Source organism: Pseudomonas sp. LBUM1644, assembly GCF_059716195.1.
In genome coordinates this window covers 4,147,759-4,159,684 of sequence record NZ_CP166812.1, presented here as the reverse complement: position 1 = coordinate 4,159,684, position 11,926 = coordinate 4,147,759, and the positions used below count along the sequence as shown (strand labels likewise).

10 protein-coding genes are annotated in these 11,926 nt (G+C 58.9%); 6 read left to right on the top strand and 4 right to left on the bottom strand.

The window, feature by feature from the left end:
• Positions 1–39 precede the first annotated feature (39 nt).
• Positions 40–1,890 (bottom strand): sigma-54-dependent Fis family transcriptional regulator, encoded by a 1,851-nt coding sequence (locus ACA052_RS18905; protein ID WP_497646247.1) that lies wholly within the window; start codon positions 1,888–1,890, stop codon positions 40–42.
• 392 nt (positions 1,891–2,282) lie between these two features.
• On the opposite strand from ACA052_RS18905, the gene ACA052_RS18900 reads away from it, so the two are divergent.
• From ACA052_RS18900 to ACA052_RS18875, 6 genes are read left to right on the top strand one after another with little or no spacing between them, the layout of a single operon-like run.
• A complete protein-coding gene (locus ACA052_RS18900; protein WP_497646246.1) occupies positions 2,283–3,377 on the top strand; it encodes an ABC transporter ATP-binding protein in 1,095 nt (364 codons plus the stop codon).
• Positions 3,377–4,474 carry an ABC transporter ATP-binding protein gene (locus ACA052_RS18895; RefSeq protein ID WP_497646245.1) on the top strand — a complete coding sequence of 366 codons (1,098 nt, stop codon included), beginning with the start codon at positions 3,377–3,379 and terminating at the stop codon, positions 4,472–4,474. The genes ACA052_RS18900 and ACA052_RS18895 overlap by 1 nt, the downstream gene beginning before the upstream one ends.
• On the top strand, positions 4,471–5,337 hold the full coding sequence (locus tag ACA052_RS18890; protein WP_497646244.1) for a carbohydrate ABC transporter permease: 867 nt from the start codon (positions 4,471–4,473) through the stop codon (positions 5,335–5,337). Before ACA052_RS18895 ends, ACA052_RS18890 begins: the two co-directional genes overlap by 4 nt.
• An 8-nt stretch (positions 5,338–5,345) precedes the next feature.
• Positions 5,346–6,146, top strand: coding sequence for a carbohydrate ABC transporter permease (locus tag ACA052_RS18885; RefSeq protein ID WP_497646243.1), 801 nt, complete (start codon positions 5,346–5,348; stop codon positions 6,144–6,146).
• Positions 6,147–6,156: 10 nt separating this feature from the next.
• Positions 6,157–6,429: a DUF2160 domain-containing protein gene (locus ACA052_RS18880; protein ID WP_497646242.1), complete on the top strand. Its 273-nt coding sequence runs from the start codon at positions 6,157–6,159 to the stop codon at positions 6,427–6,429.
• A gap of 47 nt (positions 6,430–6,476) precedes the next feature.
• Positions 6,477–8,219 (top strand): ABC transporter substrate-binding protein, encoded by a 1,743-nt coding sequence (locus ACA052_RS18875; RefSeq protein ID WP_497646241.1) that lies wholly within the window; start codon positions 6,477–6,479, stop codon positions 8,217–8,219.
• 156 nt (positions 8,220–8,375) lie between these two features.
• Here ACA052_RS18875 and ACA052_RS18870 read toward each other — a convergent pair whose 3' ends face one another.
• The 3 genes from ACA052_RS18870 to nuoM form a co-directional block, all read right to left on the bottom strand.
• Positions 8,376–8,672 carry a helix-turn-helix domain-containing protein gene (locus ACA052_RS18870; protein WP_497646240.1) on the bottom strand — a complete coding sequence of 99 codons (297 nt, stop codon included), beginning with the start codon at positions 8,670–8,672 and terminating at the stop codon, positions 8,376–8,378.
• Between the two features lie 244 nt (positions 8,673–8,916).
• Entirely contained in the window at positions 8,917–10,380 is a 1,464-nt protein-coding gene (gene nuoN, locus ACA052_RS18865; RefSeq protein ID WP_497646239.1) for an NADH-quinone oxidoreductase subunit NuoN, read from the bottom strand.
• A 7-nt stretch (positions 10,381–10,387) separates the two neighbouring features.
• Complete coding sequence (nuoM, locus tag ACA052_RS18860; protein ID WP_497646238.1) at positions 10,388–11,920, bottom strand: NADH-quinone oxidoreductase subunit M; 1,533 nt, start codon at positions 11,918–11,920, stop codon at positions 10,388–10,390.
• Positions 11,921–11,926: the final 6 nt, after the last annotated feature.

The window sequence follows — 11,926 nt, the reverse complement described above, 5'->3', positions numbered from 1 at the left end:
TAGGAGCTGCCGAAGGCTGCGATCTTTTGATCTTGCCTTTTACCCATCCGACTGACGCAACCGCTTGTAGAGGGTATTGCGGCTAACACCCAACCGCCGCGCCAAGTGCGAAATATTCCCCCCAGCCGCCTGCAACTGCCGATTCAAATCCTCGACATCATTCAAATCCACCGCCAATGCCTCCGGCGAACCCGTCGGCTCCATCTCCAGATCGACAAAAAAATCATCCGGCAAATGCTCCGGCCGCACCGGTTGTTCTTCGGCCATGGCCAGTGCCACCTGCATCACGCTGCTGACCTGCCTCAAATTCCCTGGCCACGGATGACGGCTGAACAATTCCATCACCTCCCGGCTCAATCCCGCCCACTGCGACGGCTCGCGATGCTGTTCCCACAACCGTTTGAACAACGCCTGCTTGTCGCTGCGCTCCCGTAGTGGCGGCAACTCCAATGTCAGACCGCCGATCCGGTAATAGAGGTCTTCCCGGAACCGTCCCAATTGCACCTGTTCGCGCAACGAGCGGTTAGTCGCCGAAATAATTCGAATGTCCACCGGGAACAGTTCACTGCTACCGACGGGTTGCACGCATCGCTCCTGCAGCACCCGCAATAGTCGAGCTTGCGTCGGCAACGGCATGTCGCCAATTTCATCGAGGAACAGCGTGCCTTTGTCCGCCTTGCGGATAAGCCCGATGCTGCCTTTCTGGTTGGCACCGGTAAACGCACCTTTCTCATAGCCAAACAGCTCGGACTCCACCAGTTCGGCGGGGATCGCCGCGCAGTTGACGGCAATGAACGCTTGTTTGCTCCGGGAACTGGCCTGATGCAAGGCTTTGACGAACACTTCCTTGCCGACCCCGGTTTCACCGTGGATCAACAGCGGAATGTCTTTTTCCAACAAGCGCTCGGCCTGTCGCACGGCTTTTTCCACGCGGCTGTCGCCGAAGTGCAGGGTATTCAGGCTGATGGCGGTGGGCGCGGCGTTCTTCGGTTCAGCACTCTTGGTTTCAGAGAACAGCCGCGCCTGAATCGGCGCCTGCTTCGGCCGCTTCAACAGGCATTGAAAGCGGTTGCGTCCGGAGGCCTGCAGGGAGAATGGCAGGCCGTCAGGCTGATTCAGCAGTTCCAGCAAGGACACCTTGAACAGGCTCTCGACACTGACCCGCGACAGGCTGATGCCCAACAGGTTGTCGGCCCGGCGATTGGCCGACAGTACCTGGCCGCTCTCATCGAAAATCAACAACCCGGCCCATTGGCTGTCGAGGTTATTCAGCCCTGTGTTGAACGTCAGTTGAAAATGCTGGCCGTGGAACAGGTTGAGGATCAGCCGGTTTTCCACGGTCTGGCTCATCATCTTGACCATGCCGAGGGTATGCGACGGCGGCAAGTAGCTGTCGCTGGACACGTCCAGCACCGCGATCACCTTGCGTTCGGCATCGAAAATTGGCGCGGCGGAACCGGTCATGAAGCGGTTGGCCTTGAGGAAATGTTCATCGTGCTCGATGTGCACTGCCTGCTCGCAGGCCAGCGCGGTGCCGATCGCGTTGGTGCCGCTGCAACGTTCCATCCAGCTGGCGCCAGCGCTGAAGCCTCGGGTCAGGCTCGGCTCGATGAAGCGCTGGGTGCCCCACGAGGTCAGTACCTGGCCCTGGTTGTCGGCGAGCATGATCAGGCAATTGGAGTTGCTGAGGATGTTCTCGTAATACGGCAGGACTTCCTGATGCGTGGTCTGCACCAGCGAGTGTTGGCTCTCCAGCAACTGCGCGATGCCTTCGGCGGGTAGCTGATCGAACGCTGGGGCGCTCTGATGATCGAGGCCGAATGCGCGGCAACGCGTCCAGGAGTCCTGGATGATGGCGTCGTGGGAGAGCGGCAGGGCAGGTGCAGCCATGGTAGTCAGTCTCTGAGCTTTTATTGTTTTTATAGATACGCGCGATCCCCTGTAGGAGCTGCCGAAGGCTGCGATCTTTTGATCGTGATCTTGATCTTGATCTTTGACGTCAGTGCGATTGCGAAGATCAAAATCAAGATCAAAAGATCGCAGCCTTCGGCAGCTCCTACGGGGAGCGTGAACTGTCCATAGAGTGTTGTTCACTATTGTTCATTGTCAATCGTTGAACTGTTCAGTTGTTCAGTTCGGGTTGTTCACTTCTGTTCAGCTACGAACCTGAGCTCTTCGGATTTTTCGGTATTTTCTCGTTATATCAACGTCTTGAAATTTCTGGCACGAAACTCGCTCTGTAGCTCCGGTCGCTTGACTCCAAATAATAAAAAGGCCGAGCCATGTCATTAACCCTGGAGCACGTCAGCCGTACCGTCGAGGGCCAGACCTGGATCGACGATGCGTGCCTGAGTTTCGAACCTGGTTCCTTCAACGTTTTACTCGGGCGCACGCTGTCCGGCAAAACCAGTCTCATGCGCTTGATGGCCGGTCTGGACAAGCCCGACAGCGGGCGCATCCTGATGAACGGCGTCGACGTTACCCAGCGCCCGGTGCGGTTGCGCAACGTGTCGATGGTGTATCAGCAGTTCATCAATTACCCGACCATGACGGTATTCGAGAACATCGCCTCACCGTTGCGCCAGGGCGGCGTTTCCAACGAGCAGATACAGAGCAAAGTGCTGGAAACCGCAAAGATGCTGCGCATCGAGAAATTCCTCCAGCGCCATCCCCTCGAACTCTCTGGTGGCCAGCAACAGCGCACGGCCATGGCCCGGGCGTTGGTCAAGGACGCCGAGCTGATCCTGTTCGATGAGCCGCTGGTCAACCTCGACTACAAACTGCGCGAAGAACTGCGCCAGGAAATGCGCGAGCTGTTCAAGGCGCGCCACACCATCGCCATCTACGCCACCACCGAACCCAACGAAGCGCTGGCGCTGGGCGGTACCACCACGATTCTTCACGAGGGCCGGGTGATCCAGAGCGGCAAGTCGTCCGAGGTCTATCACCAGCCGCAAACCGTGCTGGCCGCCGAACTGTTTTCCGAGCCGCCGATCAACCTGATGCCGGGGCGGATTGCCGGCAATGAAGTGAGTTTCGCCAATTTCGTGCACTTTCCATTGAACGTCGATTTGCGGCCGGTGGGCGAGGGCGAGTTCCGCTTCGGTGTGCGCCCGAGCCATATCTCGCTGGTGCCGAGCAACGACGATGACCTTGAATTGGCGGTCACCGTCGAAGTGGCCGAGATCAGCGGTTCGGAAACCTTCCTGCACGTGCGCAACGAACACTTCCTGTTGGTGCTGCACTTGCCCGGCGTGCACGAATACGACGTCGATGCGCCGATTCGCATCTACATCCCGACCCATAAACTGTTTGTGTTCGATGCGCAGGGACGATTGGTCCAGGCGCCCGGTCGCCGTATCGCGAGGGTTGCCTGATGGCCGAAATCCGTTTGCAGAACCTCGCCCACAGCTACACCAAGACGCCGGCCGGCCCCGAGGATTACGCGATTCGCGAGATGGACCACGTTTGGGAGCAGGGCGGTGCTTACGCGTTGCTCGGGCCTTCGGGCTGCGGCAAGTCGACGTTGCTCAACATCATTTCCGGGTTGCTCAGCCCGTCCCAGGGGCATGTGCTGTTCGACAGCAAAGTGGTCAATGACCTGACCCCGGAAAAGCGCAACATCGCTCAGGTTTTCCAGTTTCCGGTGGTCTACGACACCATGACGGTGTTCGATAACCTGGCCTTCCCGCTGCGCAATCAGGGCATGGCCGAGGCGAAAATTCACAGCAAGGTGCAGGAAATTGCCGAGGTTCTCGACCTCCAGTCGTTGCTGAGTAAAAAGGCGCGCAACCTTACCGCCGATGAAAAACAGAAAGTCTCCATGGGCCGTGGGCTGGTGCGCGATGACGTGTCGGCGATCCTGTTCGACGAACCCCTGACGGTGATCGACCCGCACTTGAAGTGGAAGCTGCGGCGCAAGCTCAAGCAGATTCACGAGCAGTTCAACATCACCATGGTCTATGTCACCCACGATCAGCTGGAGGCCTCGACCTTCGCTGACAAAATTGCCGTGATGTACGGCGGCCAGATCGTGCAATTCGGCACACCGAGAGAGTTGTTCGAGCGGCCAAGCCACACATTCGTCGGTTATTTCATTGGTAGCCCGGGAATGAACCTGATCGAAGTGCAGCCACAGCCGGGTGGCGTGGGTTTCGCTTCGACGCATTTGCCCTTGTCCGACGCACAACAGCAACGCATCGCCGAGTCCGAATGGAAAACCCTGAAGGTCGGCATCCGTCCGGAGTTCGTGCACGTGTGGGACGAACCGTTTGACGACGCGATGAAGGCACAGGTCGTACACGTCGAAGACCTCGGCACCTACAAGATCATGACCCTGAACCTCGACGGCGCGCCGTTGAAAGTGCGCCTGGCCGAAGACAAACCGGTGCCCGAAGGCACTGCCTACATCAGCTTTCCGGCGCAGTGGTTGATGGTCTATGCCGACGATTACCTGCTGGAGGTGCAGCCATGAACAAGGTGCAGAACAACAAGGCCTGGTGGCTGGTCCTGCCGGTGTTTTTGCTGGTGGCATTCAGTGCGGTGATCCCGATGATGACCGTGGTCAACTATTCGGTACAGGATATCTTTGACCAGTCCAGCCGCTACTTCGTCGGCGCCGACTGGTACAAGCAAGTGTTGCTTGATCCACGGCTGCACGACTCGCTGCTGCGCCAATTCATCTACTCCGGCTGCGTGTTGCTGATCGAAATCCCGCTGGGCATCGCCATCGCCCTGACCATGCCGACCAAGGGCCGCTGGTCCTCATTGGTGCTGATCATCCTGGCAATTCCATTGCTGATTCCGTGGAACGTGGTGGGCACGATCTGGCAGATTTTCGGCCGGGCGGATATCGGTTTGCTCGGGTCGAGCCTCAATGCGATGGGCATCAGCTATAACTATGCGGCCAATACCATGGACGCCTGGGTCACCGTGCTGGTAATGGATGTGTGGCACTGGACGTCGTTGGTGGCGCTGTTGTGTTTCTCCGGTCTGCGGGCGATTCCGGATGTGTATTACCAGGCAGCGCGGATCGATCGGGCATCGGCCTGGGCCGTGTTGCGGCACATCCAGTTGCCCAAGCTCAAGAGTGTGCTGTTGATCGCGGTGATGTTGCGATTCATGGACAGCTTCATGATCTACACCGAGCCGTTCGTACTGACCGGTGGCGGCCCGGGGAACGCCACCACGTTCTTGAGCCAGACCCTGACGCAGATGGCCATCGGGCAGTTCGACCTCGGCCCGGCGGCGGCTTTCTCGCTGGTGTACTTCCTGATCATCCTGTTGGTGTCCTGGCTGTTCTACACCGCCATGACTCACTCTGACGCCAACCGCTGAGGTCTGCCATGAGTAAAAGAAAGCTGATTCCACTGCTGATCTACATCCTGTTCCTGCTGGTGCCGATCTACTGGCTGCTGAACATGTCCTTCAAGAGCAACACCGAAATCCTCAGTGGCCTGACGTTGTTTCCGCGGGATTTTACCTTCGCCAACTACAAGGTGATCTTCACCGACCCGGCCTGGTACACCGGTTACCTCAACTCGCTATATTACGTAAGCTTGAACACGGTGATCTCGTTGAGTGTGGCATTGCCGGCGGCGTATGCGTTCTCGCGCTATCGTTTCCTCGGCGACAAGCACCTGTTCTTCTGGCTGCTGACCAACCGCATGGCGCCGCCGGCGGTGTTTCTGCTGCCGTTCTTCCAGTTGTATTCCTCGATCGGGTTGTTCGACACACACATCGCTGTCGCGCTGGCGCATTGCCTGTTTAACGTGCCGTTGGCGGTGTGGATTCTTGAGGGCTTCATGTCCGGCGTTCCGAAGGAAATCGACGAAACTGCCTATATCGACGGCTACAGTTTTCCCAAGTTCTTCGTGAAGATTTTCGTCCCGCTGATTGGCTCCGGAATCGGTGTCACGGCGTTTTTCTGCTTCATGTTTTCCTGGGTCGAACTGCTGTTGGCGCGGACGCTGACGTCGGTCAACGCCAAGCCGATTGCGGCGGTGATGACACGCACGGTGTCGGCGTCCGGCATCGATTGGGGCGTGCTGGCGGCGGCGGGGGTGTTGACCATCCTGCCCGGCATGCTGGTGATCTGGTTTGTTCGCAACCACGTGGCCAAGGGCTTTGCCCTGGGCCGGGTCTGAGGAGCTGATGATGGAATGGATGAGTTGGACGGTCCCTACCGCTGTGTTCTTCATCGTCATTGGCCTGATCCTGGTGGGCATGACGACCTGGGAATTGCGTTCGCCGAGCATTCTTCGGCGTGGTTTGTTGCCGATTGCCACCACCCGTGGCGATCGGCTGTTTATCGGTCTTCTCGGCAGCGCCTACCTGCATTTGCTGGTCATTGGCGCCACCGACTGGAGCATCTGGGTAGCGTCCGCGTTGTCCCTGGTGTGGCTGTTGGCTGTGATGCGTTGGGGCTAGTCGAATCGCTCGGCAATGTTGCTCCGAAACTTAAACAGGAGGTCTCTATGTTCGACAAAAACAATAAGCTGCGACATAGCATTTCATTGGCAGCCATGCTGGCACTCAGCGGTTTGAGCGCGGCCGCGTGGGCTGATGCGTACGAAGACGCGGCGAAAAAGTGGATCGGCAGCGAATTCAAACCGTCCACCCTTACGCCAGAGCAGCAGCTTGCGGAATTGAAGTGGTTCATCAAGGCGGCGGAGCCATTTCGCGGGATGGACATCAAGGTGGTCTCGGAAACCCTGACCACTCACGAATATGAGTCCAAGGTGTTGGCCAAGGCCTTTACCGAGATCACCGGCATCAAGGTGACCCACGACTTGCTGCAGGAAGGCGATGTGGTGGAGAAGCTGCAGACCGTGATGCAGTCGGACAAGAGCATTTATGACGGCTGGGTCAACGACTCGGATTTGATCGGTACGCACTTCCGCTACGGCAAGACCGAAGCGATCACTGACCTGATGGCCAATGAAGGCAAGAACTTCACCTCGCCGACCTTGGACATTAAGGATTTCATCGGTATTTCCTTCACCACCGCTCCCGATGGCAAGATCTATCAATTGCCAGACCAGCAGTTCGCCAACCTCTACTGGTTCCGCGCTGACTGGTTCGAGCGGCCGGAGCTGAAAGCCAAGTTCAAGGAGAAGTACGGTTACGAATTGGGCGTACCGGTGAACTGGTCGGCCTATGAAGACATCGCCAAGTTCTTCAGCGAAGACGTCAAGGAAATTGACGGCAAGCGGATCTACGGGCACATGGACTACGGCAAGAAAGACCCGTCCCTGGGCTGGCGCTTCACCGATGCCTGGTTCTCGATGGCCGGTGGCGGCGACAAAGGGATTCCCAATGGCTTGCCGGTGGATGAGTGGGGCATCCGCGTCGAGGACTGCCACCCGGTGGGTTCCAGCGTGACCCGTGGCGGCGACACCAACGGCCCGGCAGCGGTTTACGCGACGCAGAAATACGTCGACTGGATGAAGGCGTACGCACCACCGGAAGCGGCGGGCATGACGTTCTCCGAGTCCGGCCCGGTACCGTCCCAGGGCAACATCGCCCAGCAGATCTTTTGGTACACCGCGTTTACCGCCGACATGACCAAACCGGGCTTGCCAGTGGTGAACGCCGATGGCACGCCGAAATGGCGGATGGCGCCGTCGCCGAGAGGCCCGTATTGGGAAGAGGGCATGAAGCTGGGGTATCAGGACGTGGGTTCCTGGACGTTCATGAAGTCCACGCCTGAGAAACAGAAACTGGCGGCCTGGCTTTATGCGCAGTTTGTGACCTCGAAAACCGTGTCGCTGAAGAAAACCATCGTCGGCCTGACACCGATCCGCGAGTCGGACATCAACTCACAAGCGATGACCGACCTGGCACCGAAACTCGGTGGCCTGGTGGAGTTCTACCGCAGCCCGGCCCGCGTGCAATGGACCCCGACCGGGACCAACGTGCCGGACTATCCGCGTCTGGCACAACTGTGGTGGAGCCACATCGCCGAAGCGGCAAGCGGCGAGAAAACCCCGCAACAGGCGCTGGATGGCCTGGCCAAGGATCAGGACGCGATCATGACTCGTCTGGAACGCTCCAAGGCGCAACCGGTCTGCGGGCCGAAAATGAACCCGGAACGCGATGCGCAATACTGGTTCGATCAGCCGGGTGCACCAAAGCCGAAGCTGGCGAACGAGAAGCCTAAAGGCGAAACCGTGAACTACAACGAACTGTTGAAATCGTGGGCGGATGCGCGTAAGTAAGCTTCTGTACTGTGAAACGCAAACGGCACCGTAAGGTGCCGTTTTTTAATCCAGATCAAAAGATCGCAGCCTTCGGCAGCTCCTACAGGGAAACGCACTCCAACTGTAGGAGCTGCCGAAGGCTGCGATCTTTTGATCTTTAAAAACCTCCTGAACCTATGTCAACGCTGCTAATTGCTCCACTGTCTCCGGAAAACGCTCAACCAACCGGATAAGCGTCGTGGCTTGAGCATTAGGTTTCGCCCGCCCTTGCTCCCAGTTTTCCAGCGTTCGGGTATTCGTACGCAAATACATCGCGAACACCGAACGGGAAAGATTGAGCTGTTGGCGGATGGCTACCACTTCCTCGGCAGTGATGGGCACCAGTTTTGGCAACTTGACCTTGTGGGTTCGCAGCGTGACCTTGCCTTGGCGCTCGTCGGCCAAGGCTTCTGTTCTCGCCAATTCGGTCAAGTCATTACGTTAAAGTCGAAGGCAGGATCGGGATGTAGGACGCGGCTGAATCGCCTGCGAGGCTATTCTGGATATCAGTCAGGATGAAGATCAAAAGATCGCAGCCTGCGGCAGCTCCTACACGGGATTCGCATTTCCCTGTAGGAGCTGCCGCAGGCTGCGATCTTTTGATCTTGAAACCCCAAACGCAAAACGGCACCCGAAGGCGCCGTTTTTTTGTTTGCTACCAAGTATCGCTAGGCGATCAACCCGCCAGTCCAGCCTGCTGAACCAGGACCAGCAGCGGCTGCGGATACAGCCCGAGGAAGAACGCCAGTGCGGCGATGGCCAGCAGCATCACACCGCCAGCACGTTGTTCCCAGTGCAGTTGCGCATCGTGGCGACGCAGGTTCGGCTCGATCAGGTACAGGGTGACCATCACGCGCAGGTAGTAGAAGACGCCGATGGCGCTGCCCAATACCAGGGAACCCACCAGCCACCATTGGTGCGACTCGACACCGGTGGCGATGATGTAGAACTTGCCGATGAAGCCCGCGGTCAGCGGGATACCGGCCAGGGACAGCATCATCACGGTCAGGACGGCGGTCAGGTACGGACGGCGCCAGAACAAGCCGCGGTATTCGTACAGGGCATCGGCGTCACGGCCGTTGTACGGCGAGGACATCAGCGTGATGACGCCAAACGCGCCGAGGCTGGTGATGACGTAGGTGACCAGGTACACGCCGATGGCTTCCACGGCCAGGCCCTTGCTCGCCACCAGGGCGATCAGCAGGTAGCCGAAGTGGGCGATGGACGAGTAACCCAGCAGACGCTTGAGGTTGCTTTGGGTCAGTGCCAGCAGGTTACCGAACAGGATCGACGCAATGGCGATGATGGTCAGCACGTCGCTCAGTACACCGCTGCTCGCCGCTGGCGAGATCTGGAACAGACGCACCATCACCGCGAACACCGCGACTTTGGAAGCGGTCGCCAGGAACGCGGCCACCGGAGCCGGAGCACCTTCGTAAACGTCCGGGGTCCAGAGGTGGAATGGCACCAGCGACAGCTTGAACGCCAGGCCGATGAGCATCATGCCCAGGCCCATTTGCGCCAGCGAGCTTGGCAGGCCGGTGGCCGCGAGGGCCTGGCCGATACCGACGAAGCTCAGGCTGCCGGAGTCGGCGTAGAGCAGGGCCATGCCGAACAACAGGAACGCGGAACCGGCGGCCGACAGCACCATGTACTTGATACCGGCTTCCAGCGAACGCTTGTTGAAGAAGGCATACGCCACCAGACCGTAGACCGGCACCGACAACAGTTCCAGACCGATGAACAGCCCGGCCAGGTGGTGCGCGCTGACCAGGACCAGACCGCCGGCGGCGGCCATCAGGATCAGCAGGTACAGTTCTTCACGGTTGCCCGGGTAACCCGAACCGCCATCGCCGAGGTAGGCGTGGGCGAGGGTCACACAAGCGAGGGTGGCGACCAGGATCAGCGCCATGTACAGACACGCGAAGCTATCGATTTGCAGCAGTGGGGTCACGGCCAATGGCGCGACTTTCAAGGCTGGCAGGATCGACAGCAACGCCAGGTTCAGGCCCGCCACGGAAATCAGGAAGGTCTGCGAGTGGTTGCGGCGCCAGGCAATCGCCAGCATCACCACGATGATCGTGGCGCTGGTGATCAACAACGGCGCTAGCGCGATAAAGTGTTGAGTCGTGAATTCCATAGCGCTCTTACCGGGCCGAAGCGAGTTGAGTGAAGGCGGAGCCGAGCCACTGCTGCACGCCATGCATCGTCGCGGCAGAGGTATCGAGGAACGGTTGCGGGTACACACCGATGTAAATCAGCAGCGCCGCCAGCCCGACCACCATGATCAGTTCGCGACCATCCATGCCATGCAACACCGCGTCCGATTTGGACGGGCCGAAGTAGGCACGGTGGATCATGATCAGCGAGTAGACCGAACCGAACACCAGGCCGGACGTCGCAATCGCGGTGATCCAGGGTGCAGCGGCAAACGTGCCGATCAGGATCAGGAACTCACCGACGAAGTTACCGGTGCCCGGCAAGCCCAGGGAAGCGGCTGCAAAGAATAGGCTGATGGCCGGCAGGTAAGCGATCTTCGACCACAGGCCACCCATTTCACGCATGTCGCGGGTGTGGGTGCGCTCGTACAACTGGCCGCTGAGGATAAAGAGTGCCGCGGCCGACAGGCCGTGCGCCAGCATCTGCATCACCGCGCCCTGCAGCGCCAATTGGCTGCCGGAGTAGATGCCGATCAACACGAAGCCCATGTGGGAAACGGAGGAGTAGGCAATCAGACGCTTGATGTCGGTTTGCGCGAACGCGAGGAACGCACCGTAGAAGATCCCGATCAGACCCAGGGTCATGGCAAACGGCGCGAATTCGGCCGAGGCATTCGGGAACAGCGGCAGGGCGAAACGCAGCAAACCGTAAGCAGCGGTTTTCAGCAAGATACCAGCCAGGTCGACGGAACCCGCTGTTGGCGCCTGGGCGTGAGCATCAGGCAACCAGGAGTGGAACGGCACGACCGGCAGTTTCACCGCGAAAGCGATGAAGAAGCCGAGCATCAGGATGTACTCGGTCGTGAGCGACATCTTGGTTTTCAGCAGATCGGCATAGTTGAACGTGATCACGCCGGTGCTGTTGAAGTTGACCAGCACCAGGCCCAGGATCGCCACCAACATGATCAGGCCGGACGCCTGAGTGAAGATGAAGAACTTGGTCGCCGCGTAGATCCGGGTTTTCTTGCCGTCCGAAGAACTGTGACCCCAGAGCGCGATGAGGAAGTACATCGGCACCAGCATCATTTCCCAGAAGAAGAAGAACATGAACAGGTCGAGGGCGAGGAACACGCCGACGACACCGCCCAGGATCCACATCAGGTTCAAGTGGAAGAAGCCAACGTGACGTTGAATTTCTTTCCACGAGCACAGTACCGAGAGGATACCCAGCAAACCGGTCAGCAGGATCATCAGCAGCGACAGGCCGTCGAGGGCCAGGTGCACGCTGATGCCGAACCGCTCGATCCAGATGTGCTTGAACTCAAGCGCCCAGGTCGGATCGGCGCCGGGCGCCGGAGCAAATGAATAATTACCGTGGGCCCACAGCCAGAGGCCGAGCGCGAGTTCCAGGGTCATGGTCAACAGCGCAATCCAGCGGGGGAGGGTAGCGCCGAAGCGCTCACCCATCCAGCACAGCAGGCCGCCGATGAAGGGGATCAGGATTAGCCAAGGCAGAATCATGACGGG